General features: G+C 56.6%; 23 protein-coding genes and 1 pseudogene. 10 read left to right on the forward strand and 14 right to left on the reverse strand.

What is annotated here, in order from left to right; genetic code table 11:
• Position 1: 1 nt before the first annotated feature.
• Together JOE66_RS10545 and JOE66_RS10550 are read right to left on the reverse strand one after the other, a co-directional pair.
• The gene (locus JOE66_RS10545) at positions 2-931 is read right to left on the reverse strand and encodes a hypothetical protein (RefSeq protein WP_205109251.1); all 930 of its coding nucleotides are present in this window, start codon (positions 929-931) and stop codon (positions 2-4) included.
• A gap of 49 nt (positions 932-980) precedes the next feature.
• Positions 981-1,262 carry a helix-turn-helix domain-containing protein gene (locus tag JOE66_RS10550; RefSeq protein WP_205109253.1) on the reverse strand — a complete coding sequence of 94 codons (282 nt, stop codon included), beginning with the start codon at positions 1,260-1,262 and terminating at the stop codon, positions 981-983.
• A gap of 88 nt (positions 1,263-1,350) precedes the next feature.
• Between JOE66_RS10550 and JOE66_RS10555 the strand changes: the two genes are divergently transcribed.
• The gene (locus tag JOE66_RS10555; RefSeq protein ID WP_205109255.1) at positions 1,351-1,965 is read left to right on the forward strand and encodes a hypothetical protein; all 615 of its coding nucleotides are present in this window, start codon (positions 1,351-1,353) and stop codon (positions 1,963-1,965) included.
• A 325-nt stretch (positions 1,966-2,290) separates the two neighbouring features.
• Positions 2,291-2,710 carry a hypothetical protein gene (locus JOE66_RS10560; RefSeq protein ID WP_205109257.1) on the forward strand — a complete coding sequence of 140 codons (420 nt, stop codon included), beginning with the start codon at positions 2,291-2,293 and terminating at the stop codon, positions 2,708-2,710.
• Between the two features lie 7 nt (positions 2,711-2,717).
• Here JOE66_RS10560 and JOE66_RS10565 read toward each other — a convergent pair whose 3' ends face one another.
• Positions 2,718-3,377: a DUF8453 domain-containing protein gene (locus tag JOE66_RS10565; RefSeq protein ID WP_205109259.1), complete on the reverse strand. Its 660-nt coding sequence runs from the start codon at positions 3,375-3,377 to the stop codon at positions 2,718-2,720.
• 144 nt (positions 3,378-3,521) lie between these two features.
• Positions 3,522-4,064, reverse strand: a complete 543-nt coding sequence (locus tag JOE66_RS10570) for a DUF2716 domain-containing protein (RefSeq protein WP_239518281.1) — start codon at positions 4,062-4,064, stop codon at positions 3,522-3,524.
• A gap of 160 nt (positions 4,065-4,224) precedes the next feature.
• Between JOE66_RS10570 and JOE66_RS10575 the strand changes: the two genes are divergently transcribed.
• Positions 4,225-4,662: a DUF488 domain-containing protein gene (locus JOE66_RS10575; protein ID WP_205109263.1), complete on the forward strand. Its 438-nt coding sequence runs from the start codon at positions 4,225-4,227 to the stop codon at positions 4,660-4,662.
• Here JOE66_RS10575 and JOE66_RS10580 read toward each other — a convergent pair.
• From JOE66_RS10580 to JOE66_RS10590, 4 genes and pseudogenes are all read right to left on the reverse strand, one after another.
• Positions 4,659-5,147: a DUF8757 domain-containing protein gene (locus JOE66_RS10580; protein WP_205109265.1), complete on the reverse strand. Its 489-nt coding sequence runs from the start codon at positions 5,145-5,147 to the stop codon at positions 4,659-4,661. The genes JOE66_RS10575 and JOE66_RS10580 overlap by 4 nt on opposite strands.
• A gap of 72 nt (positions 5,148-5,219) precedes the next feature.
• Positions 5,220-5,519, reverse strand: a pseudogene (locus JOE66_RS17905) (DUF8758 domain-containing protein); the annotation flags it as partial.
• A 162-nt stretch (positions 5,520-5,681) separates the two neighbouring features.
• The gene (locus JOE66_RS10585; protein WP_205109267.1) at positions 5,682-8,159 is read right to left on the reverse strand and encodes a DEAD/DEAH box helicase family protein; all 2,478 of its coding nucleotides are present in this window, start codon (positions 8,157-8,159) and stop codon (positions 5,682-5,684) included.
• Complete coding sequence (locus JOE66_RS10590; RefSeq protein ID WP_205109269.1) at positions 8,152-10,140, reverse strand: site-specific DNA-methyltransferase; 1,989 nt, start codon at positions 10,138-10,140, stop codon at positions 8,152-8,154. The genes JOE66_RS10585 and JOE66_RS10590 overlap by 8 nt, the downstream gene beginning before the upstream one ends.
• A gap of 377 nt (positions 10,141-10,517) precedes the next feature.
• On the opposite strand from JOE66_RS10590, the gene JOE66_RS10595 reads away from it, so the two are divergent.
• Both JOE66_RS10595 and JOE66_RS10600 read left to right on the forward strand, forming a co-directional pair.
• Positions 10,518-10,859 (forward strand): ribbon-helix-helix domain-containing protein, encoded by a 342-nt coding sequence (locus JOE66_RS10595; protein ID WP_205109271.1) that lies wholly within the window; start codon positions 10,518-10,520, stop codon positions 10,857-10,859.
• A gap of 134 nt (positions 10,860-10,993) precedes the next feature.
• Positions 10,994-11,476: a DUF3846 domain-containing protein gene (locus tag JOE66_RS10600; protein ID WP_205109273.1), complete on the forward strand. Its 483-nt coding sequence runs from the start codon at positions 10,994-10,996 to the stop codon at positions 11,474-11,476.
• Positions 11,477-11,604: 128 nt separating this feature from the next.
• On the opposite strand, the gene JOE66_RS10605 is transcribed toward JOE66_RS10600, so the two are convergent.
• From JOE66_RS10605 to JOE66_RS10625, 6 genes are all read right to left on the reverse strand, one after another.
• The gene (locus JOE66_RS10605) at positions 11,605-11,886 is read right to left on the reverse strand and encodes a DUF3892 domain-containing protein (RefSeq protein WP_205109275.1); all 282 of its coding nucleotides are present in this window, start codon (positions 11,884-11,886) and stop codon (positions 11,605-11,607) included.
• A gap of 130 nt (positions 11,887-12,016) precedes the next feature.
• Positions 12,017-12,145, reverse strand: a complete 129-nt coding sequence (locus tag JOE66_RS17485; protein ID WP_275576817.1) for a hypothetical protein — start codon at positions 12,143-12,145, stop codon at positions 12,017-12,019.
• Between the two features lie 549 nt (positions 12,146-12,694).
• Positions 12,695-14,353, reverse strand: a complete 1,659-nt coding sequence (locus JOE66_RS10610; RefSeq protein ID WP_205109277.1) for a UvrD-helicase domain-containing protein — start codon at positions 14,351-14,353, stop codon at positions 12,695-12,697.
• Positions 14,350-15,963, reverse strand: coding sequence for an ATP-dependent nuclease (locus JOE66_RS10615; RefSeq protein ID WP_205109279.1), 1,614 nt, complete (start codon positions 15,961-15,963; stop codon positions 14,350-14,352). The genes JOE66_RS10610 and JOE66_RS10615 overlap by 4 nt, the downstream gene beginning before the upstream one ends.
• 138 nt (positions 15,964-16,101) lie before the next feature.
• Entirely contained in the window at positions 16,102-18,645 is a 2,544-nt protein-coding gene (locus JOE66_RS17660) for a glycosyl hydrolase family 28-related protein (protein ID WP_205109281.1), read from the reverse strand.
• Positions 18,646-19,156: 511 nt separating this feature from the next.
• Positions 19,157-21,340: an ATP-binding protein gene (locus JOE66_RS10625; protein ID WP_205109283.1), complete on the reverse strand. Its 2,184-nt coding sequence runs from the start codon at positions 21,338-21,340 to the stop codon at positions 19,157-19,159.
• A 511-nt stretch (positions 21,341-21,851) separates the two neighbouring features.
• On the opposite strand from JOE66_RS10625, the gene JOE66_RS10630 reads away from it, so the two are divergent.
• The 5 genes from JOE66_RS10630 (at position 21,852) to JOE66_RS10650 (ending at position 25,565) form a co-directional block, all read left to right on the forward strand.
• Positions 21,852-22,106: a hypothetical protein gene (locus JOE66_RS10630; RefSeq protein WP_205109285.1), complete on the forward strand. Its 255-nt coding sequence runs from the start codon at positions 21,852-21,854 to the stop codon at positions 22,104-22,106.
• 99 nt (positions 22,107-22,205) lie between these two features.
• On the forward strand, positions 22,206-23,036 hold the full coding sequence (locus tag JOE66_RS10635; RefSeq protein ID WP_205109287.1) for a hypothetical protein: 831 nt from the start codon (positions 22,206-22,208) through the stop codon (positions 23,034-23,036).
• Between the two features lie 5 nt (positions 23,037-23,041).
• Positions 23,042-24,163: a hypothetical protein gene (locus tag JOE66_RS10640; protein WP_205109289.1), complete on the forward strand. Its 1,122-nt coding sequence runs from the start codon at positions 23,042-23,044 to the stop codon at positions 24,161-24,163.
• Positions 24,164-24,582: 419 nt separating this feature from the next.
• Entirely contained in the window at positions 24,583-24,927 is a 345-nt protein-coding gene (locus tag JOE66_RS10645; protein ID WP_205109291.1) for a hypothetical protein, read from the forward strand.
• A complete protein-coding gene (locus JOE66_RS10650; protein WP_205109293.1) occupies positions 24,927-25,565 on the forward strand; it encodes a hypothetical protein in 639 nt (212 codons plus the stop codon). The genes JOE66_RS10645 and JOE66_RS10650 overlap by 1 nt, the downstream gene beginning before the upstream one ends.
• Positions 25,566-25,585 lie beyond the last annotated feature (20 nt).

Below are 25,585 nucleotides of genomic sequence, written 5' to 3' on the forward strand. Positions count from 1 at the left end.
GTCATTGGGCGAACTGAGGACGAATTTTGAAGAAGAAATATACGTCCGACGCATACCCCGCCCCCTGGACACCGTCGAGTTTGTCGAATCCCAGTTGTTGGCCGGTGGACGCGAGGAAATCATCCGAAGTGATCGCAAAAGGACTGTTGATCGAGTTGTTGTACATAGACGCTGAACCCGCGACGTAGGCCAGATTGAATGGCTGATCGGCACTCAAGGCAACCCCGCCGTAAACCTTGAGCGGGAATGTGTCGTTCGACGAAAGATACCCCGTGGTCTGGATAGAGGTACCGGTGCAAGTTGGCAGATTTACAGAAATTCGCGTATTCCGCGCCATCGCGTTCGGGTCCGTCGAGTCGTTGCGAACAAATATCCGCATTAGGTAGGTGTGGCCTGCCTGCACGTCCATGTGGGTCTGCCATTGCTCGCTTCCGACCTCAGATGCATCTTTGATCACATAGAGGCTACGTTCGTCTCCGACATTCGGATCATCCCGCACCGAATCGAATAGGGCGTAAGCCGGTGCCACCGCATCTGTATAGATAGGACGCTCCGGACCCCAGACCCCTGCAAATTTGACTCCGCCATTTCGGCAGCTTGTAGCGCTGGGATCTTGCGAGTCGGGCGCCACTGGGTTCGCACCCGTTAGTGCTTTGGCGATTCTTTCAAGGGCATCTCCTTGCGCCTTCGCTTCATCGAGAGTTGCCTGCTCACCGGCGGCCGCATCCGAAGCCGCTTGAGAATCGCGAGTGGCGACGTTCGAATCGATCGCGTACGGAACGCCAAGCGCGGCAACGCTAATGAGTACAGCGATTACCGCGAGGAAACTGGCAGTGGGCCCACGATGCCACACCCAATGAAGCAATGGCGGGCCCAACCGGCCAATCTGCCGCCACGAAGGTCGTCTAGGCGGACGATCAGATTCGGTCACGATTGAACGATATCGGACGAGTGGTTTGCCGCGTATGAAGCGACTCTAATCAGCGACCTATCGCAACGTCAGGCGTTGTCTTGGGTAGCAAGTCACTAACTCCGAGCTCTAATACCTCCGCTAACGCGACCAGCGTCTTGAGGCGCGGGTTGGCAGCGGTGCCCGGATTGGACTCACCCTTCTCGAGTTTGCGGTACGTGAAGGCAGATATCCCCGCCGCGTGAGCAAGCCGTTCCTGGCTCAAACCGGCAGCCTCACGGGCACGGGCCAGTTTTAGCCCCAGTTCTTGGGCATAGGCGGGCCAACCGTCCTCAGTTCCTTGGCTCGCCACCCATCAAGCCTGTAATCCCGCTATGCTCCACATGCGCATGTATACATGCCATTTTCGGGGCCATAAACCATAGATGAGGGGCAATTTGATGACCCAAAAATCCAAGCTTCAAGCCATAAAGATGCCTGGAGAAACCGGCACGGCATCTCACCGCCGGATCCGGCCAAGTCGAGTCGTATTGTTCGGCTCCCTGCTGCCTGCCCTGCTGATCTCACTCACCGCGTGTGCATCGGGTAGTTCATCGTCTGGCGCTTCGTCGCCTGCGAGCGAATCAGTTGTAAGTACACCAGAGGTCATTGCACTCGACGAGTGGATCGTCGGGAACTGGACCTGCTCCGTTCAGGACCATTGGACTCAAGACATAGTCGTCTCGAAAGACGGTACGTGGACGATGGCTTCTGAACCAGGCGATGGCGAGTTTCAAGGATCGTGGGTTTACCGAGCGGGTGCAATCACCTTCGCCACAGATAGCGATAGCGACCCCATCGACGGCGGTGGACTAATGGTTTCAGGCCTTCCGGAAATTCTGCAACTGCCCGGGAACCTCCCACTCGTGCAGACGTTCCAGTACGCCAAGTCCGTGAGAGGTGACGTCACGCCGGGTAGTGCGACTGGGGAGTTGACCGCGACAACGTTGAAGTTCAAATACACGGATGCGACCTACAGCTCGAACGATTTCGACGTTGACTGCAAACGCTCCTAAGAAAACCTGGCTGCCACGTATGCGGCACCCCCATCCTTCGACCGCAATGGAGATCATGTTCAAGCCACGAAGAAATCAAACTGTCGCACTACTAATCGCTGCCACGCTCTCGGGATCCCTCGTCGGTTGCGCCAGCCCGGTGGCCACATCGACCGGCGCCACGACCACGACACCAACCGACACCCCAACAGCCGTCACCCATTCTTCGACCCCAGTGACTACTCCGCCCCCAACCTCAACCGCGGCCGTCGACACGAGCAAGTTGGATCCGGTATGCGCAGCAGTCCCGGGACTCGACCTGATCTCCGGATCCGTGCAAGCAATATTGACTGAAGGAATTCTCGACGACCGAGCCTTTCGCCACAGCGATGGTCTGGTTGAGTACAACTGCACCTTCGACGGAAAGCCCTACGAGTACTCGATCACCGTGTTCTACGAGCGCGGCACCACAGGATTCCACCTCGCCTGCGATCCAGGCGGCGACACGTCAGGAATGGGAACCGTGGATACCTCCGGCCCCGGAATCGTGTCCGGCTACGCACAATTGAATATCTCCACTGCTATCAGCACCGCTTATACGAGCTGCACAGCCACAGGGATGATCACCGTGACGAAAGCCATCAATACAGATGTGAGTTCGTCGTCGACTGCACCCTCAGTCGATGAGCTGCGAACGCTTGCGAAGTATTTCGTCACGAATGAATCCGGGCTGGTCGCAGCCGGGGACTTGATCCCAAGCAAGTAGCTAACATTCACTTGTTCTTGAGTGTGTCCGTAAGGAACTGAATATCTTTAGACAACCTGTCTAACGGCTCAGCCCGCGACCATGCTAACTGCCAAGCGCGAAGGTCGAGCACGAACGATTCGTGAAACCGAGTTGATCCAGAAATATCTGTGTAGCTGACATTGACGGTGTACTGCTTCCCGACAGCATCGTCTTCGAAAGCATCCGAGCCGTTTGCTAGGTGGTAGACGGCCGGACGCGCTGAGTCGATCATCGCGATCTCGTGATGACCATTCATCACGCCGTTCACGAAATCAAGGGCTCGCATCACGTTTGGGTCGTTGGCATCATCTCCGACCGGTTCGAACGGCGGTGAAACTTGGAGCAGAACCTTACAGGCGGGTCTTACTCCGACGTTTTTGACAATCACGCTTACCGAAGATGTGCCGCCAAACTGAGGGTTCTTGGAGGGGTGACTGGTGAGAAGGTAGTCGACGACGATCACGGGTCTCACAAGGTTTCTATTCGAGGCAGTGATCTCGTCGTTGGACAAGGCAAGTTGCTGATTCGAGATTGAAAGCTGTCGGAGCTGCTTATTGGCGACGACGACGGCCACGATGGCAACGACGACACCCGCCATCGCTGCTACCGCGGAAACTGCCGCGCTTGCGATATCCAAATCAAACAAGATTATTCCTCCAGTGCTGATGCGCCCACGCAAACGACCATATGAGGTGCCACCGACGACGGCGATTTCCGGCAGCAAGTCCAGCTGAACTGGCGCGGAGCCAGGGACGCGGTAATCGACCTGGAGTGGTCGGAACTTGGCCTGCTACTCCGACGCCATCGGTTGTGTGACGGGCACACCATTGACGCGAAGTACAGGCAGCCAGAGTGCGAATGACTTCCCAAGACTGTCGATCAGCCGCTGACCCATGACGCAGATGCTCTGCTCCCAAGGATGACCAAACGTGCCCTCGGTCATGTCCGGGTTAAGAAACGAGTAGTAGTCCCCATTGGGATGAACCGTCGGGTGGCCGTTGATCGGATCCTCCGGAGGCAGCAAGCTTTCGAGCTCTGGTTTGAGCCAATACGCCTCGTGATTCCAGTCAAGGACAAGTAGCTCAGCGATGTCGGGCATCACCCAGACGAAGCATCTCAGGGCCTCAGTATTGATCGCCGCCACTGCGGAGGCAAAACGAGGGCCCTCCGGAATGCCCGAGAGGTCAAATGTAATGGAAGGCGTTGGCTCCCGAATAGCCGGCCAACCGGAGGCACGGATGTCCGCGCGAAAACCAAATTTTTCACGGAACTGGTCCCACACCGTCTCATACTCCAACGGGTCAAGCAGACGCCAACTCGATCGATTCCCCATAGGGCGAGCTTATTGTTTCCGGGAGTCCTCGCGGTTGAATAGCTCGCCTACTTTCTGCCCGGACGAGCGCCTGACGAAAGGCGGATTCAACCGCGATGGGTGAGGCGCCCAGCGCGACGGACAACCAAAGCCCGCTCAGGAGATGCGAGACTAGTGCATCATGGACACAAACGTGATTGGCATCGGTTACGAGGGCCTCGACAGCGACGGACTGTTGGCACGATTGCGACTCCGACGAGTGTCGACGGTAGTAGATGTGAGGCTCAACCCAATCTCGCGCAAGCGCGGCATGTCCAAGTCGGCACTTCGAGAGCTACTTGCAAATGCCAATATCGGTTACGAACATTTTCCGGCTCTCGGGAATCCTCGTGATAACCGAGAGGGGTTCGCTGACATCACCGGACAGGCAGGTAAGGACGCGCGTGCCCGTTATGAGGCGTTACTTTCATCGTCCGAAGCTAAAGATAAGTTGGACAGCGTCATCGCACTTTCTCAAATCGGTCTAGTCGCGCTCCTCTGCTTCGAGGCGGACGAATGCACCTGCCACCGGGAGGTCGTTTTGACCGCGATTCGTGACCGGGAACTTACGAAGGTTTAGAAGAGAGTCGAGGCATAGTCAGAGCCGCGAGGCGGCTTATAGACACCCAGGACTGAGAAGTTCCGTCTCTTTACTATGTCGGCAAAATTTCCGACGAAGAAGTAGGTCCGAACCTTGTCGTTCCACATCTCGTCGTAGAACTTCTTCGTAATCAGCGCGCGAAGGTCGACGTCGCTAAGTCGACGATTATGGTACTGGAGCGCCGTAAGTTCCCAGTCAAGGATGCTTTGCTCGTGCCGCTTGCAGTCCGGTGATGCGCAGTAGTAGCGATATTTGACCTTGTACCGCGGCGGCGTGAGCATGGGGGCATCATCCACCTCCCCGAGGAGATCTGGCTGGGCCATCGCGGCTGACATGCTGGCGATCTGTTCCGCACTCCACGGACCATGATATTCAAAGACAAGCGGCTCCAGCTTCCGTACCTCAATGAGACCCAGTGACTGCGCGTTAAGATCTTGTTCAACCCCGAGCCGCAGGTCGCACATTGTGGGCCCAATTAACTTCTCGAGTATTGGACCTCGCGCCTTGGGCGTTAGAGGACCACGCTTGCCCCGAGTCAGCGTTTCCCAATTCGGACGGTGACTTTCCAAACGCGCGTCTTTAGTTGATCGAGCCAAGTCAACTTCAATAATCTCGTACTTATTGAACTGTTTGTCGCTACTGAGATGCCGGAAGGCAATCGGAAAGATACGAACCCACTCAGGTCCCGCATTGGTTAACCGAACACCTGCGACGCAAACGGTATCGACGTAAGACTTTGAGGGTTCTGGCGACGCCTTGACGGTAATGAGGACGCGACTGCGTTGGCTAAGCAATGGACTCCTTGCGTTGGCGTCGAGTCTACAAATGCGCATCATGAATCTCGCTACGTCTTACCGCGCGCCCGAGTAATGATCACAAATGTCAGTAGCCTGGCTGCTGCGGTTCAGATGACCGCAGCCACCAAAATGGGAGATTCCGATTCGCCGTGAGGCCAACGACGAAATCGAGCCGGCCCCCGCTCCTCCGACTTCCCTCGACTACCGTCCAAAGCCTTTGAGCTGAGACCATGAACCACGCGCGTCGAAGACGTCCGTTTCCGAGAGCAACAAATAGCGCCATTCACCGTCGTCTGGATTCAGCGAATTGAGCGTATTTGCCCACGCCCGAGCTGCAAGACGCTTGGATTGAACTTCCTCAGACTCCATCTCGCGGTTCTGCTTTGTCTCGACCAACCAGCTCAGGGTTCGACCCGATGATTGTTCGACGACCACGAAATCCGGATTGTAGGTACGTCCTTCATGCGTCCACTGAATTGGAACATCATTCCTGTGAAGGCGCGCCCATACGACCACGTCGGTGCCTGCGTCTATCGCCTGCGCGGCGGCAAACTCGGTGCTCGTATCGAACCAAGCATGAGAATAGAGATTTTTGGCCCAAGAGTTGTACGCTACGTCGCGATCGAAGTCACCAATGTGACTGTGGATTGGCTGCTTTGGGGTAGACCGAATTTTGTTGAGCTCAATTACGTCGACGGTGTCGACATAGTCGACCGGTCTTGCAACTACCCGAAGACGACGACCAACTTCGGCAACCAATCGGCGTTGACAGCGCTCAAGGTACAGCGAGAGATTCTCTCGAGCGTTCGCACCCATCGCGGTAATGACCGCATCTACGATGCGCTCGGCGGCACCCGCCTCGGTTGCCCGCGCAGGCACCTCAGGAGACGCGAGCACTTTACTGATGAGCGCTGCGCGAGACTCCTCGAGCGGGATGTCGTACAAAGCACCTTCAACCGAGTCGGCAGCAGCTGAAGCCGTCATGTTGGCGTGTGTGGCATCGAGCCTCTTGGAATCGAGTACGGTCCTAATTAGCTCTCGGCCGTCGGACTCAGCCAAGCTCGCTCCGAGTTGCGAAAACGGCGCGAGGTCGACTATTTGATTGAGCGAAGTTGTTCGCGACTCCGCCACCGCACGCAGAAGTGGAATCTTGATCGACCGACGCCCGGCGACAGGCGCGTACGCCACGGAGCCGCCCGCCGTGGCAGCAGTCTGTGCCGCAGCTTGGCTGGTTCTCGAATCAAGATCGATGACGAAACTCTTCGGAGCCAGATCACCTGAGTCAAACACGGGTACGTCAGAATCTCCGGGGATCGAAAGAGTGAATGGTACTTCCTCAGTCTCCTGTCGGACGATTCTGGTTCCATCAGCTTGCAACCGAATGACCGCGCGTGTGGCGTGATCGATGATCGCCTGATTCAAGACGTTTCTGTTGCGAAGCAGCGTTTCGTAGCGCTCGTGCGCGAGCACCTCAACTGTGTCGAGCAATTCGATGCCAGTGTATTTTCCAAATGGAAGTCTCATCCCTCGGCCAAGTGTCTGCTCGGTCAGAACCTCCGACACTGATGCCCGCATTGAGGCGATTACGTAGACGTTCTTGACATCCCATCCTTCTTTGAGCATGCCAACAGAGATGATGATTCGGATCGGGGACTGCGGATCCTCAACGGCATCCAGCGCCGCAAGGGTTTCTTCTTTCTCGGCAGTAGGCAGACCCGAGTGAACAAGAAGTGTGCGACCGGCCCATGCCCCCTCGTCGAATGAAGTCGATTCGAGGAGGGCTCGATAGTCTTCCGCTTCCTCAATTGATTGGGCAATGATGAGCATGACCGGATTTACGCGCGGGATGCCGTTCTCCGCGCAATAGCGCTCAGCCGTTGACGCTTTGAATTTCAGCAAGTTGACGCCGTCACCAAGCTTCGTCAGATCGTCAGCAGCATCGTCTTTTCGCCCGACGAGCACTGGCTTCTTTACCAGGCGATCAGCGATCGCGAATGACAGCGGGTACCTGTAGACAATCTTCGCTTCGTCGGCCTTGGCAGGAGTAGCTGTGAGTCCAATAAGCAGCTGCGGCTTCAGATCTTTGATAGTCCTGTTGAAGGCTGGCCCTGTGTAACAGTGATGCTCATCCGCGAAGATCACCAGGTCGGGCAGGTTCGCCAGATACTCGTATAGCCCCGCACCAAGGCCCTCTTGGAACTCGTGAGTCTTGCGTCCAGCATCTGTAGATGGTGACAAAAGCGCCTGAACGGTGAACACGTACACCTTCGTGACACTGCGGTCGTCCATCATCCGCCGGGTAGCGGCGGTGTCAAAGTTTGCGGCGGTCACTAGATACGGAGCGCAGCGGAGACTCCCCGTCAGAGATCGACGATGACCGCGTGTGAAGTTCGCTATCGTTTTGTCCCGAATTGTGGATCCGGGAGCGATGATCAAGAAATTACGAACGGGCGGAGTGGCACCGGCGAGGTACTCGATTAGGCCGGCAAGAACGTATGTCTTACCCACGCCCGTTGCTGAATCGACGATGCATTCGAAGGGTGCGGATTTTTGCTCCACGTCGAAATACTGCGACGTTTCGAGGATGACCGATTCCACTGCCTTTCGATTCGGTTCGCGAAGCTGGAGCCTCTGCGATACCTCAGCGAGAAGGTCATACTCAATGGTGAGGTCAGACATCGGACGGTTCCTTCGCGAAACGAGAGACGGTTGAGGCAACCGCTCGGTACGTAGTCAGGATCGAATCGGGTATCTTGCGCAATCGCGATCCTGGCCGGAGGTCTCGAAGAACCTCACCAGCGGCATCATCAATCTGAGTCGCCCAGATTTCGACGCATTCTTCTCTTGCGACCCTGTCGAGAATCGCTCTCACGGTGTCCCCCACGACCAACCCGTCGATCACGACAACTCTTGTGTCTCCGTCGCGACCTGAACTGATTTCATCGGGTTGGTATCGCACTTTGATCTGAGCGCAAACGGCTCGAGCAAGCTCACTGTGCACAGCCCAGTCCGCGATATAGATACGATCGCCAACTTTCTCAAACATCGACGGTCCAACCACGAGGTGCGTGAACGCACCGCCGCCCAACCAGTTCACTGTCGTTTCGTCAGCGGTCTTTGTCGCTGAACGGAGGGCTCTGATGGTCCCCGGATCGAGACCCTCTACCGCGGGAGTTACCTTTCGGAGCAGTGCGTTGAATACCTGGGCCTCTTGCGGAGTTAGGCCGGGCGGAAGCTCGTCTACGGGAACTCGATCTGTCACCGTTGAGATACCACCTTGATCCTCACCCGCTATCACCATCTCAAGTCGGGGCTTGGTGAATGATGCGACAGTTGATGGGAGCAGCTCGCTCGTCACCCAGCGTCGGCCCATCTTGTGGGCTACAGCAGCTGTAGTCCCGGATCCGGCGAAGCAGTCAAGAACGATGTCTCCCGGATTGGTTGCGATATGGATAACGCGCTGCAGCAGCAACTCAGGCTTAGGCGTTGCAAATGGGTTGACCCCAGGGAACATCTTGGTGATCTCGTTCTTTGCAGTTCGGTTGTGACCAACTTCACTGTGTAGCCAGAGAGTTTGCGGCGCTCTCGACCCGCTGATTTCGTCTAAATAACGCTTCAGCTTGAGGCCGCCCTGGCCCTTTTTTGTGAAATAGAGGCGAGGCCACGCGCCTCGCTCGTACCTCGCCTGCGCGACGACCTTGGCTGCTTCTAGGTCCCCCTTCACGAGGAGGGATTTCACTCCAGGACGTACTTCGGATTCAGGAACCCCGCAGATCATGGCGCGGCGAGCGCTGTCACCGATATCTTCCATCTCATACTCGACGCCCCACTCCTCGAGCAGATCTTTCATCGTCTCCTGTTTCGAGCCCCAGCATCGGCCTGCCGCGGTATAGATAAGCTCACCAGTGAATGGAGACTGGATCGCATAAACCCAGCCTTGATTGCGTTTCGCGCTTGGCGCGGCCGGGTCACCCGAAATCCAAGGACGACTGTCACCGTCGCTAGCAACGTACAGAGCATCACGCGCAGCGAGCCTCGACAGCCTGTTAGAGCGCCACGTCCGTTTTTTCGAGTAGATCAGAATGTAGTCCTGATCCGTGCTGAGCTGCGGCGCGTCATTCCTGGGGCTATACGCCTTCTGCCAGATGACCGTGTCGACGTAGTTTTCCGGCCCGAACTCCTCGTCTAGCACCGATCTACAGCGGTGCACTTCCGAGTCGTCAAGGTGCACCCAAACTGAACCGTCGTCGCTAAGAAGTGGCCAAATCTGTCGCAGCCGGTCCCTGAGCATCGTTAGCCAGATCGAATGGTCGATGTTGTCTTCGTAGTGATCAAATGTTTGCTGCGTGTTGAACGGCGGGTCAATGTAGACGAGTTTGACTTTTCCGACGTATTCGTCCGAGTACTCGGGAATCGAGTTCAGCGAAGCAAGAACGTGCATCGCGTCCCCGGTAATCAGCAGATTCTTAGTCGTAGGCGACATCACGGACTCCTCGGGCGTCGGCGATTCCACATACCCTACGGTGTTGAGCAGTCGAACCTCGGACGCGCGGTAGTCGGACGGATCAACCCACGTGTAGTCGTAACGACCGTCCGCTGACGACAAGAGCGTCTGGTCTTTATTGGTCCAGGTGAGCTCGAGTCGTCCACTGAATGCCATTCGAAGTGCGCTCTTCCGGGTCGGGGACTTTCGTCAGGCGGTCGGCAGACCCGCGATTCTCGGGTTGCAGATTGAGCCTCGTTTCACCTTACCGGGCACCCGCCGGGTCACGGATATCCGACACTGCGTCACCAAGCCTGACCGTCGGAAAAGGGATGTTCCACCTAGTCACTGGCCGGAACTAGTTCAAGGCTCCCGTCACGCTCAATCGATTTGGGATGAAGAACAATTGCAATTTTCACAACAGACATTCCCGGCCGGACGATTGATTGCCCAGAAATTCAGTTCATACTTCTACCCACGCTCCCCTTCGCCCTGCGGCGTTCAGATGATCCAACCGGATCGTCCGTCGCACAAACAAAGAGGAGGTGCTCACGATGAGTGAGCAGAACAGTGAATCCGTATCCGGCCAATCAAGCCAGCTTCGAACCCTGGCGGTGCGCATCACCGACGACCTGCGTGCACAGTTGGACATCATTGCCCAGCTCACAGAACGCAGCGTCACCGAAGAGATTCGCGTTGCGCTCGAACACTGGATCGAAAAGAGTAAATCTGATCCAGCTGTGCTTCGCAAAGCAGAGTCGGTTCGGGCTGACATCGAGCGGGAGGCCAAGGTCAAGAGCAACGCCATTGACGCGATCTTCTCCGGTGAGAAGGGAGCCGCCAAGGCCCCTCCCCTGCCCCGCTCAGCCGGATCCGCGAAAGGTGCCACTGACTGATCGCAGTCATCCGGAGGGCTCTGCCTGACCATATGAGGGTCAGGCAGAGCCTCTCCAGCGAACCCATCCGTTCGTGGAGGCAACTCTCTAGCCACACGGCTAGAGACAACCCCCATGAAATAGGAGAGCAAGAGATGGTTACCGGGATTGTCATTCCACACGATTCAGACATGCCCGTTTACGAGCAGCAGTTCGCAGAGCTAACCGATTACCAGGAAGCGGTCGGCGGCTACATCGAACCGATCCGTCTGACGACAGCAAAGTTGACGATGTACGCCAATGAAGAAGGAAAGGTCCACCGCTTGCCGCGAAATCGCCGCGCAACAGCACTGTGGTGGTTATTGGATCCTATTGAACGAGCTCTGGAGGAGCTTGTCGGGAATGTCGTTGTGATCGGTGCCCCACACGGCACGTTCACCTCGGCGAGTGTGCCGGACGATCTGCATCATTTGTTACTCGGAGCGGCGCGCTTTCGGGTGGAAATCGAGACCGTCGCCCACCCAGATTGGCGGCGCACAGAGGTCGAATTCGATAACTATTTCGACGCCGCACTTCATGCGCTGCTTTATGCGGACGCTGACGACGCGGTAATCGACGTCAGGGTAGTTGAACAGTAACGAGCCCCCGTCACAAAACAGAAGGCGGGATCGATCTGAGATTAGAGCGGGTAGCTCGTACAGATCGATCCCGCCTATTTTTATTGGGATCGCTTTTGAAGTGAGGCGCCTCACTTCATTGCTGTGCTTTAGAAGGTCGGCAGCGACAGCAGGTTATTCGTCCAGACACCATCGGCATGCGTCTTCAGGTAGGCAGGTGACGTTGCCGGGTGGATAGCACCCACCGCGACTTGCTGCGCACCTGTGCCAACGTATGCCTTGTTGGTCTTGGTATCGACCCAGGCGACGAGCGACGGCTTGTCGTTATCACCGACGCTTCCGTCCTGAATGCTCTTCCACTTGTACCTGATGATCGACTCGTGCACTTTGGTTGTTCCGGCGAACCGGACGTGCGTGATCTGAATACTCATTGCAATTCCTAAATGCTCGTTTGTCGTGCACGTGCAGCAGAACTACTGTTCAGCCATCGCGACGACAGATTTGAATGTTGAGAGGAGGGAGGGGCCGGCGAAACATGCGCGCGTCGCCGGCCCCTCTCGCCTAGCCCTTACCGAGGGTCGAGCCCGCGCTCGACTTCGACGGCTTGGATGACGAGTTGGACGCAAGCGTCTTCCCCGCCTTCGAGAGCGCAGTCTTCGACGGCTTGGATGAACGGCCTGATTTGGCCATGGTGTTCCTTTCTATTGAGAGAAAGGACAGATACACACTCAGCTCAGCAATTCAAACTTGGCGTAGGCCCGCAGGGGAGCCTAGAGTCTAAGTGTCTTCCTACAGACACACAAAGACCCCGATCTGTCTTTCGAGCCCCGCTCGATCAGGCTGATCGGGGTTCTTTTCTTTCTACGTCGCTATTCTACGTGAACCTACCGACATATGCCTCACAAAGCCCTCAAAATGCTCGAGCTAGGACGATGTCCACCTAGTCCGAGATCGTCCGTTTACGAGGCATTGAGTGGCCAATTAGCGGCTAATTTGGCTGAGGGCAGACCTCCAAAGCGAATTACACAGGTGTTATTCACAATTTCGGGTGTGTTATCAACCGAAAGGACGAAGTTATCCACAGGCACGCGCGATTGGTCACCCGGGTGGATACAAGTGTCGTACTCGAAAATTGATCCGAATTGTCCAAGATAAAGTTCTCGAAAAACTCTTGATTCTTACCAATTAAATAGATCAGTCGGTCAGACCTGATCCGTTTCCGAGTTAAATTCGATTGGACTAGGTTCCCCGCACCAAGTTTTCTGTAGCTGTTGCGACAGTCTCTGTGGCTCCCGCAACAGTCGACCACCACCGACTTTCGCGTTGCACTCTGAGCCCGTATTTATTCGTGGTCCGAGCTGACTTGGTGATGATAAGGCCACGCTTTGCGCGGGACAGCATGACCATCAAGACTCGCTCCTCTTCAGCGATCTCCTCAGCTGTTTTCGCTTGGAATGCCGGGATGCTTCCCTCCTCCAGACCGAGCACCACGACCCAATCGAACTGCTGGCCTTTTCCAATGTGCGCATTAAGGAGATGGACACCCGGCGCGATCGCATCCGTGACATGCACCTCGCGAAAGCGCGCCAATGCGTCTCGAATGGATTCTCCTTCAACCGCCTTCTCCCGAAGTATCGAAATCGCGTCCGTCAGCTCATTGATGGTTTCCACGTCGTCGTCTCCGATGACCGCCGCCGCGCGCTCAAAGAGCAACTGAAGCTGTTCAGTCAGCGGTTTTGAAGTCTTGATCCCTCTCGCTGCGCTTTTGAGCGTCGTAAGCAGGCCGGGTGTATCGAGAGACATATCCCACGTTTGAACCGGAATGTCTGCCGCGGCTGACATGGCGATGTCGACTTGTCCCCTGCGATAACGCGACCTGGTGATCACACCAATCGATTCGGTGGGGTACTTCCTAACGAGACGGCGAGCCACTCGCACGATTCCGGCGGCTTCTTCGACATCAGTATCGAACGAAAAGGCGTAGGCATGGCCCGACGGATCCCAGGCGTCGGGATCAGCTGCGGAGAGCTCCACCGCGCCAAGGGGGCGCGCGACAGCGTTTACAACCGCGAGCACTTCGGGCGACGAGCGATACGAGATGTCAAGGTCAACGCGCTCAGCGCAGCGGGCGACCAGTTCCGCTTCGACCGTGGCGGGCTCAGCCCCTGCCCATGAGTAAATGCCTTGAAGGGGGTCCCCGACGTACATCGCGTTTCGAGGCGCGGCCAACGACACGATGTCCAGTTGTTGCTGCGAAAGATCTTGAAACTCATCCACGAGCAATGCGTCAAAGTGCTGTTGGTAGAGGTTTGCAATCTGCGGAACATGGAGGAGTCGCTGAGCATGGCGAAGCAAGTCGGGATAATCGAGCTTGTTCTGGAGCCGTCTCGCCTCTTCAACTTTGAAGGCGATCTGATTTCTCGACGCGACGACAAGTTCGAGCAACTCGTCGTCGTCGATCGGTTGAGACTTCAGCTTCCTAAGCAGCGTCTCCGCCTCGCCCCGCGCGTCCCAGTCTGAGGTCAGCGGCGAGACAGTGTCGCTAAACCATCGCTTCGATGGGAGTAGAACATCTTCCGGAATTCCGAGCGTTCTGCCGTGGGCCCGAACGATTCGGGCAGAGAGTCCATGAAAGTTCTGTACGGTGACGCTTCCGCGAGTTCGCTCGTGGCCCAGGCTCTGTTGAATTCGACGTGCCATATTGTCGCGAGCGCGCTTCGAATAGGTGATCGCCAGAAGCCGTCGACCCTCTCGGATTGTGCCCTGTGTCACGAGATGATGAGCCCGCATCGCAATCACTTCTGTTTTGCCACAACCAGGAGGAGCAACCAGCAGAAGTTGCTGCGCTGTGCTCTCCACCGCATCGATCTGCTTACCGATCGGGTGAATGGCGCTCATACGTCGAGACTCTTGATGTAGTCGAACAGACCCGAAACTGCGGGCATGCGGGCGATCTGATCGACGGTGACGTGTTTACCGACGGCAACAGCACTGGTGACCTTACGGTCACGGGCAAACTCAGCAACCTGCGCTTCCGTCAAATCTGCAACGGCTGAGACACCGGCAGCTTGCAAGATCCCTTGCTCACGGCATACCCCCTCATCGATGAGTGCTTGACCCGCCGCAGGTCCGCCCATCCCGAGAGCATATTCGTCTTCGAGATCCGCATTTGCAACGAAGAGCACCTTCTTGTTGATGTTCTTTGGCTTGATGGACAAGGCGCTCATCCACGATCCGCGTTCGGCGTGATCCACGAGTCCGATGATGTCGAGATCGAAACCATTCTTTCCAAGCAGGTTGTAGACGTGCTTGAACTTGTCTGCACCGTCGAGCTCCAACACGGTGATCCCAAGTTTGTCGAGCGGGACACCCAGTTTGCGAGCGCACGCCTCGATAAAGACTCGGTCTGCAATGCCCTCAACAACAAGAGTTCGTCGCGAAGTGAGTGCTTCGAGTAGGCGGGGCGACCACCAGTTCGCCATCTCCTTTTCAACCGAGGAAAAGCTCGAGGAAGGGATCTGACGCACCTCTTGGTCGGCAGTCACTACAAGCACATGCTTGGGCTCAAACCGCTGAACGATGTAAGGCGAGTGCGTCACGAGAAGTCGCTGATTCTTTCCGCTTGCGAACAGCTCCGCGACAGTGCGTTGACTCGAAGCATGGAGGTGAAGCTCAGGCTCGTCGATCGCGACCATGTTGGCACCTGACTTCGCGAGGTCGAAGAATGTCATGGTCATGAGTTGCCGCACACCGTCAGATTGATCGGCAAGCGCGCGAACGCCCTCATCGCGTTTCAAGAACAGAGTGACGTCCTCGAGCACGTCGGAGTTGGGATCGGCTGTCGTGCGGATAGTGAGTTCCGACTTGTCGATCACCTTGGGCATTGAGCGCGATAGGTGTTCAGCGATCATGTTGCGAAGGTCTTCGAGAGCGGTGTTCGACTCCAACTTGCCATTGAACGCATCGAGCGTCTCGACGAGTGCCTGCTTGTCCGCCCCGAGGTCTGTCGACTCAAGCAGCGACCGAAGCGGGCTGCGACGACCCTGCATGAACTCGATGGCAGACGACCTGCTGGCCGGCAAATATTGCCATCCAAAGGCGTCGAGTTGACCACGGTTAGGTGTCCGATCGGTACCCTCAGGAAACCATCTACGAATGATGACTTGCTCGTTATCATCGGGGCTGCGCTCGACAGAGAGTTCAACGATCAAGACCTCGCTGCCATCCGCCTGGATCGTAGTCTCATCGGGAAACAGGGCGCGCTCGTCATCAGAGAAGTCGATCAGCGACACGCGGCAAATGAAGGGTTCGTCTGCTTGGCCAAGATCATCAACGGTGATGCCTTGGTATAGCTGCTGTGCCGTTGCACCCAAGATCAAGTTGAGACATCTGAAGAGCGATGTCTTCCCGACATCGTTAGCACCGATCACAACGAGATGCTCGCGAACCTCGATGTTCAGATCTTTCAATCGACTGTGATTGATCAATTCAATTCTGTTCAGCCTCACGGCTACTCCCCCATATATTTCATGGTTAGTTTGGCACAACCTCGCGGTTTGATTATCGAAAATCGCGCTCGATCGGCTATGGCAGAGGCACCTCACCATGCAGGTTTCGATCTTTGCCGCAGATTGGGAAGCCGCTTCTCACACTGAGTACTGATACTGAAGGTGAGCCGTGACCAGATAAGCAGGATCCGCATAGGTATCTGCGGCGTTTATGCCATCCCGGTAGAGTTTGAACCGCATCATATGGCCCGGATTTACCGTCAGGCCGGGGCCTGGGGAATCTTTCAACGCGAACGCCGTAGTACCTGCCGCTGTTGTCACGGTTGAAGTGGCGCCGCCCGAGGATATGACTGAAGCTGTGGTCACATCTTGGGCTATAGCTGCCCATTGCACGTTGCCGCCTGTGGTGGTCGACGGACACCACCGAATCACAATCCCCGCTGTGCCACCGACCAGAGCGTCATTAGGGATGGTGAAGATTCCAGAAACGAAGGGTGTGCTCGTACCGTGTGCGAAGCTCACACCAGCACCGGCATTGCCCACTGCAACAAAAGCGGTAGACGAGAAATCGAGAGGCAATGACACGATACGTACTCCGAAAGCTCCTGCACCACGACCATCAACATATAGTTTTGACGGCACATCACCCGACACGTTCCGGGCTTCGTGAGCGTTATAAGGTACCCCTGACGAAATCTGCACATGCCCAGTCGTGGGTGTTCCCGAGAATCGCACGCTAGAAAGCTGTAACCACCCAGACGTATGAGCGAGATGATAAGCGGGAAAGCCACCATTGGCCAGCGATGAACTTGAAATACGGTTCGATGTACCCAAATTCGAGTTGTGCTGTACGAGCGCGGTCGCGCTAGATCCGACGTAGCCGTAAAGCCCGATGAAGCTGACCGTGTGGCAATACTGCATGTCAATCAGGGGATATTCTCCGTTGCCACGCTCGATCTTTATGTTCGTGAACGTCACGCCAGCTGTAGGCGCAATGTCAGCGGATGAACCGTCGATCTTTATGTCCGTGCCAGCGTTAGTTTCCCACTCGCACGAGTCGAAGTGAATCGTATTACCGCCTGCCGCCGTCCCTTCGCCCGAAGTACCGTCGAGCAGAAGTGCGGGTACGGTTCCATTTCCGCTATAAGAGATGAAAAGCTGCGAGAAAGAACTGTTGAAAAGCTGCGTGAAATGCGCGCCTATACCGGCGGAATTGCGCACCCTGACACGTTCGATTCGAACCTGAGAGCCACGGAATATGTTCAGCACTTCCCCGGCAGTATTGTTTCCATTCAGCTCGAGGTCGTAAATCTCTACTCGACACCTCTTAGTTGGGTCGCCAACGTTGGTAAGAGTCGTTGGATCACCAATACCCTGCAGGAGCACGGCCGTTCCCGCGCCGTTTCGCAGAATCTTTGTCCCAGCGTCACCGCCCACATAGCCAATTCCCATGCCCTGTAAGCGCACGAGCTTATTCTGGGCCAAAGTGATACCGGTGGTTAGGATAGTGCCCTTCGGCAGATATACGGTATTGCCAGGCCCGGCTGCTTGAGCAGCGTTAATGCAAGCCTGAAGCGCGGCAGTGTCATCGGTTAGACCGTCCGCCTTCACGCCAAACCCAGTTGCATGAAAGTAGCTAGTTAGGCTATTTCGCGACGCGACGGGCCTCTCGGCATATCGGGCGTCCGTCTGCGATAAAGGCAGGTCATCGGATACGACCAGCCAGACGGAGGTGGCGCTGTCGTATTGAACGGTAAGTGCCTGGTTCATGAGGTTCAGGGTGCTTGTCGTCGTCCCTGTTGTGGTATTGAATCTGTCCGAACCGCCTAGAGCGACGCTAACTGCGTTCGTCGTTGCGTCGAGTTTCTTCACAGTCACACGGCTACGGTCAGCGGGAGCGGTAGGGAGAGTGATTGTAAATGGTGCCACGGTTGCGTCTGTTCTGACGATCTCACCCGCCGCCGCGGTATACATGGAAGTCTTCACAGCGGTCTGCGGGGCCCTTGGCGCAAAGGCGGCAGAGAGGGATGTCTGCGTTGCGGACGAGAGCCCAGCTGGTTCAGCACCGATGTCACTCGCCGTTGCGGGAATGGTCGGTTTGGTAATCAGATCCGCATACGAACCGCTAGTAGCAACGGTCGAAAAGGTACCCGGTGCAAGCTTGGATGCGGTCACCGCTCCGTCAACCAGCTTGGCCGTAGTTACGGCACTATCTTGCAGTTTTGAAGTGGTCACCGAGCTATCGATCGGAACGCGCTGATCAGTCAAACGCGCATCTGAGTCAACCACTACTGCTGATCCACCTGAAGACAAGCCGCCTGTGAAGTTCTTCGTCCCGGTGATGGTCTCCGATCCCGCTTTATGTAGTACGGCAGCGTCGTCCGCCTTGCCGGCAATATCTGCCAACTGAAGCGCAGTGTCAGCCTTACCGAGGCTTGATTGCACAGCGGCCACGAGCTTGGTTGCCGTGAGGCTTCCATCCGCGATGGTAGGTGCCGCATTCAATTTCGTAACGACGGCGGCGGCGAGCTTCGTCTCGTCGATCGCGCCGTTCTGAATTTTCACGGCCGTGACAGAGTTACTTTGCAATTTTGCGGCTGTGATCGTGTCGTCGGCCACACTGCCTGAACCTGCTGCATTGAGCTTCGTCTGGACGGCTGACGAGAGGATTGATTCGGTCACTACGCCATCCGCAAGCGCAGCTCCAGTTACGGCACTATCCGCAATCACGTTGGCGGTAACGACGTTGTCTCTCAGATTGCCATGCGCATCGTGCGACTGAGTCAGAAAGTCATTAAGGATGTCACCCCACTGCCCGCTGTCTTTGCCTGGTTGAGGTAGTCGCGCCATAGCTCTGTTGAATAAAACTCCAATTATTTCAATATCTGCGTAGGATTATGAAGCATGAGCTTTAATCAGTCAAGCGCAGGGCATCCACGGAAAGCTATTCATCATGAGTGACGTCCCTTATCAGGTCGATTGCGTTGTTGACCGCTGCTCGCGCATCGCTAACCAGAAGATCAAGGTCTCCTGTCCGCCGCTTATTGAAGTGATCGCAGTCTGCGAGTTTCACTACGAGTCAGTTAGGCACGCTGCTTGCTTCGAGGCATCTAAGGATCCAACGCGAGGGTTGATAGGAGTGGCCGCGAGCGACCACCCCTAGCCTGCTCGAAGCGAGCGGGTGCCGGATCAACTAGTCCAGTTCGCCAGGCAATTCCAGGTAGTGAGCGTTTTCTGGCTTATCGAGCCAGTCGCTAAACGCCTCAGTAAAATCAGCATGACCATGTGGCTTGAAAGGCCACTGAGACTTAATTTCCGGAGGCAGCTGAGCTCGAGCCCAGGAGAAATGCTTTTCAATCAATGCCTCGGTGATCTCGCCTTGGGCCACGAGGTTTGCGCGCAATTTTGGCGCGTCAAGATCCCCCATCATTTCGAACTCGAACAGAGTGAGGACTTGAACAGTGAGCCTGTTGAAATGCCTGTATAGACGCGCAATGTGAGTACTGGTGTCCATCACATTCATCAGAGATCCCCCGTACTCAACAACTTCATCTGCGTCGAGGGCAAGTAGATCAGAATAGAACAGCACTCCATGCTCGGATTCTCGTTCGTCGTTGAAATCGCGGTCAACCATCACGACGAGCGAGCTGTCGATCCCGGTAAAGCGAAGCTGTTCCTCATCGAATTCCGGATCGTTTTGGGTCTGACGGTGGGCGACAGCGGTCATCACGCGGTAACGAAGCGCGTCAAACATCCTCGACCTACTCAACCCTGGCTCAGCCTCGAGAACCGCCAAAAATCTGCGCACCGTCGTCTCCATCACGCCCACGCGTATAGTCCTGAGTAGCCGGTGTGTGATGGCATGGAATTCAACTTCCGTTTCCGACAATCGCAGTAACCCAAATGACTCGAGCCTGTCGAGATAAATCGAAACATCAAGCTGGACTTGATTCGATGTGATCACGTCTCCGAGCCTGCCCGGTACATGATCGACAATCCGGATCACGGGCTCGTTTAGCCAAAGAAGCGCGTCGAGAACGTCGAGCACTTCATCATCCTCGGTCGACAGGCTGTCGATGATCCTCTGGTAAACATCTTGAATTGCAATCTGACGCCCGCCTTGACGAGTAAGGCGACCGAGAGCTCGAATAGGGTCGCGAAGTACCTCGGCAGCCCTCGCTTCCATTTCAAGTCCTTCAAACTGAACCAAATAGGAAGCCACAGCGTGGAGCGCGAGTGGGTAGTTGGCAAACCTCCTCCGCAACTGCTCGGCAAGCTCAGGATCTAAGTCAGGCACCTGGCTCAGTAGATAGTCTTTGGCCTCCTCGTTTCGAAATTCTCGGACCCGAACGTGGGCCATCCCAGGAACGTCGAAGCGACTCTGAGACGTCACGACGACCGGAATCGAGGCCACCTCAGGACAGAGGAGCAGCAGCGCCTCAACTGATTCGATTCCATCCAAGACGATGCCCCCAAGCAGTCCGCTGCCTTTGGCGATCATCTCCTGAAAATCGACAAGAACGAGCTCACCGTTCTGCAGGTCTTGTTGCCCCAGAGATCGGCGCAAGAGTCTCAAGTCCTGGAACTTGCGGGCTTCAGATGAATTCCTGATCACCACTATGGGCAGTTCAGAGCCTAAAGCTCGCAAGATTTCGGGTGCGAGCAAGCTTTTGCCCATTCCCGGCTCACCGTGAAGCTGCAATATGTTCGCATCCGAACGCTGAAGATCACTAACAGCAGAACTCACAAGTTGCTCCCTGTTCTGCCAAGTTCTCGGGCGTTGGTAGTAACGATCCTGATCTGTCGGCTCTTGAGGAATTTGCGCTTCTTTCTCGTAGCGCGCGACCATGTCTCGAATCGTTCCATCAGCGCTCGCAGTCATGAGCCGCTCGGCCACCGCCGCCCCAACTGCAGCAAAGCTGGGTCTTGTTGATTTGAAAACGCCAGGGTCCGAAGCGCCCAAAGCCCTGGCCGCGAAGGACCTACGGAGAACTGCCCACTCAAAGAAGCTGCCGCCCGAACCTGGGAGCTGTCGGCGCAACAATCGAATAGTCAGATCTGGGTCACGACCTGGGACCTTACGGTCATCGTCGTAGGGGCCGTCGAGTGCCAGTAGGTGCTTTGCGGCGACCAAATAAGGATTCTCTCGCCAGCCCGAATCCTCAACCTTGAGCAAGAGGTCGCGAATGACCCTCCAGGCGAAATTGTCGCCCCAGTGAGCACCGGCACCGTCCCGGACCAGCGCTTCGATCAGAGGGAACGAGTGAGTGCTCTCATGCAAAACATATCTTGCTCGAGAGGTTCCTAACTGCTCTCGGCCAGTAACGAACGCAGACATTTCGAGTCGAAGTTTTTGCGGAACGTTCACTGCAGTCATGCCCAATGGTAGCCTATTGACAATTCCTCATGTTTATAGTATGCTTTCACCAGGGTGGCCCTTAACAATAAGGAGGCCGCCGTGGCCAAACAATTACCAACGGAGCAGCCTGCTCAATTGCCGCAGGTGAAACTCGAAGTGGAAGCGTTTCTGCTTCGTAACTATTTGACACCTGATCACGAGACAAGCTCGCAAGCGAGCCCACCTACGACGGCACTTCCACTCTCAGCAAACCGTTGACACTGGATTCAGCCTAATCATCAAAAAGTTCATCCGTCTGGCCACCCGCCCGCTCTTACAAGAGCGGGCTTTTTCTTTGGTTCTGGGCGCGTCTGAGGGCCCCTGCCCTCGACTTTCTTTGCTCCCGACCGGGGGCAGCAAGCGCAATGGACGAGTGCGCCCCGATACTCACTGCTTCTAACTTCGACGCGGAAGAACGCCGTCCTAGCAGTGTCCTAGCGGCCTACGTTCACACGGTTGCAGCAGACAGCGAGACGGCAAATGTGGAGCCATGACAAACACAGAAGATGCAGATAACCAGCTCGTCCCCCTACCCATGCCAATCAGATTGCACCCGTTTCGCGGAATGCTCCTCGATGCGATCAGCGAAGCCAACAGTGCTTTGTTTCAGCTCTACCAGCTGACCGCTGAAGTGATCCGCGAAAACGACGGGCACTTCTTCGAGGGTGACGACGTGCTGGAACAGGTGCACAACCTCACCCTGGTGTCGACCCAGGTCGAACTCCTGATCATCAAAGCAATCTGATGATCGATCGCCAACGGAGTGGCCCCGCACCAACGGGCCACTCCTGCCACTCAAACACCAGTAACCAATCAATTGCGAAATGAAGAAAGGTCGTCGGTCGTGACGAATTCCAACCTACAACTACGTCAGTCATCAAGTTCGAAACACAAAGCACATGGCCAAGCTGCTGCCCCGGTTCTCAAGATTCTGACAAGCCTGACACTTCTTGCCGGTCTTGCCGGATGCTCGAGCGCCACGACAGGCATCCTCGCAGACGATCAGAAGATCCTCGACGGGTGCCCCAAGGGTCAACAGCTCGCCTCGATCATCGAGATCGACGGAACTAGCTCGGGCCGCTCTACTACGTCCGACACTGAGCGGCTAAGCATCGTTCAAGAAATCACTACCCGCACCGTCATCTGTGGCGGGCATCTCACCATCTCAGCGTTTTCGTCGTCGTCGGGTTCGACCTCAACGATCTTTGATGGCGACGTCAGCGTCGCTGGGGAAACAGATATCGCGAAGCTCCGTCGTGTGCCTGATGCCGTCGACCAAGTGATGACCGAAGTCAAAGCGAACTACGGGAAGTCGCTGGCTGAACTTCCCGAGGACGGTTCCGACATCATCGGGATCTATCGAGTGGCAGCGGAGCAGAAACTTCAGCTCGGCGATCACTACAAGATGGCAGAAACGATTCTGACTGATGGCGAGCAGAACGTTGGTGGCATCAACCTTGATACCGACGTGCTAACCAAAGATACGGCGGTGGAACTCGCCCGCAGTATTCCGATGCCGCAACTGCCAGACGTTGACATCACTGTGGCCGGCATTGGCCGCGTCGCGGGTGATCCGCTTCCCTCGTCGAAGATCGAGGCCCTTATCGACTTCTATGACGCCCTCTGTGCTCAAACTGGTGCCTCTTCGTGCCTGTCAGTTACGGATTGGAAGTGACAGCGATGGCGACCAACAAGAAGCAGCGCGTTCAGCGCAGTTCAGCGAAAGACGGACAGCTCGTTGCCGGGTTCGAACTGACGCAGGAAGCAGATAACACATCGTTCCATCGGGTCGATTCTGCCGCCTTGCAAGCGCGCCCGACCGACGTGATCGAAACCTGGAAAGAAAAGGAGTTCGATGAGCGCGCCCTTGAGCAAACCCCGCTCTTCGCAGCCGCCGCCAGCGCGGCTTCTCGGGTAGCTCGACTGACAGCAGGTGGGCTTCGCCCAGAGGCAGAGGCGGCCGCGCAGGTGGCCGCGGGAGACGCGACCTTACTCGACGAGGCTCGCCAGAGTCGCACGGCTGCAATGAAAGCGCTGGCCGCGTTTCGTACCCGAGCACCCAAAGCGAAGTTGTTCTACGTAGCTCGCACGATCGCCTTTCTCGTCGGAGACATCGCTGGAATATCGGGAGCCGCAATTAGCTTGGGCGAGATCCCACTGAACGCCTTCGTGCTCTCACTATCCGCCGCAACTGCGACCGTCGTTGCGGGGCTAGTCGGAAAGGATCTCCGGTCGGTTCGAGAAAGCATGCGGCGCGAGCGCGACCTCGACGCACTCACCCCTGAACAGCAACAGTTCGCGCACCTGTTCACGGGCCGTGACTCGGGGACGGTCATTATCCGACTGATCATCGGCGTCTCGCTCGCGATCGGCGTGCTCGTCGGGGGCGGCATCTTCGCCCTCCGTGCGAGCATCGATGGCGGCCTCACCGGGCTCGTGTTCGGGTGCTTTGCCGCCGCCATCATGCTCGGATCGCTGGCCTCTTCGTATGCCTACGGCGACGAGATCAGCGATTTGCTCGACAACTTCACCGCAGAGTACGACCGGGCCATCAAACGCCAGTTGCATCTTGCCGGCAATAGCGCTCGCCGCGAGTACCTCGAGAAGTTCGCAGAGCATGAATCGATTGAGGCGGAACAATCCCATCTGGGCGACGCCGCCAAGCGCTCAGTCACGGCGGCCAAGTGGCGAATCCTCGCCCACAACCCTGGCACTGTCGGGCACGGGCCAGATTCGCAGCCTCGGCCTCAGCCTCAAGCTGTGGTCGGTCGCCGCTCACGCAAGTCTGGAGCGTCAGCATGAACGCGCCCTTCCGCCGCTCTCTGCCCCTCGCGAGCCGTCTACAGCCTGAACCGTCACTTGACGACGCCACCCTCGAAGACGGACTAGATCTTGGCTTCCCTGGATTCGATCCGGCTCGCCCGAGTCTCGATGCACTCAGCTTCGACAGCTCTGGTTCCGTGTCAGCCGTATCAGGCGCAGATCCGGTGGGCAATCGCTTCGCTGAGGCCTACCGCGCAGTTCAAGTCGTTAGAGCGTGGAGCTTCACGAGGCGCCCGAAGGTTGCAGTCATTCACTTTGACCAGCCCTCTACCGGTGACACCACGGTGCTTCCGCTCAACCGAGCAGGGTCGTTGTTCGCCGTAAGGGCAGCCCTCGCAATTCCGGCGAGCGCGATAGGTTCGAGCAACCTGGGGCCAGCGCTCGCGAAGGCTGAGCAGTTGGCTGAACGTTATGCAGACCATGACGTTCGGTTGACGATCTTCTCCGACTTCGAGTTGTTCGATGACGATCTCGACGACATCTTCAACCGGCTCAAGGGCTTTCCGGGCCAGGTGCACGCCGTCGTACTGAGCGCAGAGCCGCCGCCAGACCTGCGCGGCGAGAACATCTCGATCACGCGGATTTCGCACGACGACCCGCTCGGAGCGGTCGCTGCGGCTGTGCATCGCTCGCTGACGGCGACGAGGCGTGGTCGACGTCTCTCGCCGCTGCATGAGCTCCGCACTCAACCGTCAATTCCACCGCTCTCCCCCGAAAACTCTTCAAAGAAAGCAGACTTGTAATGTTCCGATATACCCTCCCATGGATCTCGTTTTCCGAGACCGAACTGGCAGCCGCCAGGCAAGAACTAACCGAGTTCGTCGAGCGCATGGCCAAGCAGGCTGCAGAGCGCGTCGGATTCGGATGGATCCCAACGGCAGACGCACCCAACTCTTGGCATGCGCTACTTGAGGCCTGGGAGCACTCTCGCGAAACGGGGACACCACTCCCGATCAGCAACGTGGGCTGCCATGACGTGATCTTCACGTCCCCGGAGGCTATTGGCGCGTACCGGTTCTGGCATGACGTGACACACGTCGAACGAGAACGTGACTTCACGAACCCGCATGAAGTCGACATCGCGATCGACCACCTCGATGAGGCAGAACGCAACGGCCTCAAGCCCGACAGCTTGGCATGGCGATTACTGCACGCTGACGCCATCGGTACCGTCATGTCTTCTTCAGTCAATCGCAGCTACCTGATCAATCAGCGCGTCTTCATCTTGAACTACGTGCAGTTCGGACTCGGCGCATCCCTTCTCGCTGAGCTCGCGCGCGCCGGGCAATACGACCCTGCGCGGTTGCGCGCTGGTGTCGATTACACAACGGATGCGGTGGCACCAATTCCGTCCTCTAAGGCCGGGGATCACCATGAGTAGCCTCGCGTCAGTTCGCCCGT

This window comes from Subtercola frigoramans (assembly GCF_016907385.1).
In the GTDB taxonomy this organism is placed as follows: domain Bacteria; phylum Actinomycetota; class Actinomycetes; order Actinomycetales; family Microbacteriaceae; genus Subtercola; species Subtercola frigoramans.

Coding starts and splice junctions, on each gene's coding strand:
- JOE66_RS10555 (WP_205109255.1), top strand. CDS start 1,351: ATGACCCAAAAATCCAAGCTTCAAGCCATAAAGATGCCTGGAGAAACC.
- JOE66_RS10570 (WP_239518281.1), bottom strand. CDS start 4,064: ATGGGGAATCGATCGAGTTGGCGTCTGCTTGACCCGTTGGAGTATGAG.
- JOE66_RS10575 (WP_205109263.1), top strand. CDS start 4,225: ATGGACACAAACGTGATTGGCATCGGTTACGAGGGCCTCGACAGCGAC.
- JOE66_RS10580 (WP_205109265.1), bottom strand. CDS start 5,147: ATGTGCGACCTGCGGCTCGGGGTTGAACAAGATCTTAACGCGCAGTCA.
- JOE66_RS10585 (WP_205109267.1), bottom strand. CDS start 8,159: ATGTCTGACCTCACCATTGAGTATGACCTTCTCGCTGAGGTATCGCAG.
- JOE66_RS10590 (WP_205109269.1), bottom strand. CDS start 10,140: ATGGCATTCAGTGGACGACTCGAGCTCACCTGGACCAATAAAGACCAG.
- JOE66_RS10595 (WP_205109271.1), top strand. CDS start 10,518: ATGAGTGAGCAGAACAGTGAATCCGTATCCGGCCAATCAAGCCAGCTT.
- JOE66_RS10600 (WP_205109273.1), top strand. CDS start 10,994: ATGGTTACCGGGATTGTCATTCCACACGATTCAGACATGCCCGTTTAC.
- JOE66_RS10605 (WP_205109275.1), bottom strand. CDS start 11,886: ATGAGTATTCAGATCACGCACGTCCGGTTCGCCGGAACAACCAAAGTG.
- JOE66_RS17485 (WP_275576817.1), bottom strand. CDS start 12,145: ATGGCCAAATCAGGCCGTTCATCCAAGCCGTCGAAGACTGCGCTCTCG.
- JOE66_RS10610 (WP_205109277.1), bottom strand. CDS start 14,353: ATGAGCGCCATTCACCCGATCGGTAAGCAGATCGATGCGGTGGAGAGC.
- JOE66_RS10625 (WP_205109283.1), bottom strand. CDS start 21,340: ATGACTGCAGTGAACGTTCCGCAAAAACTTCGACTCGAAATGTCTGCG.
- JOE66_RS10630 (WP_205109285.1), top strand. CDS start 21,852: ATGACAAACACAGAAGATGCAGATAACCAGCTCGTCCCCCTACCCATG.
- JOE66_RS10640 (WP_205109289.1), top strand. CDS start 23,042: ATGGCGACCAACAAGAAGCAGCGCGTTCAGCGCAGTTCAGCGAAAGAC.
- JOE66_RS10650 (WP_205109293.1), top strand. CDS start 24,927: ATGTTCCGATATACCCTCCCATGGATCTCGTTTTCCGAGACCGAACTG.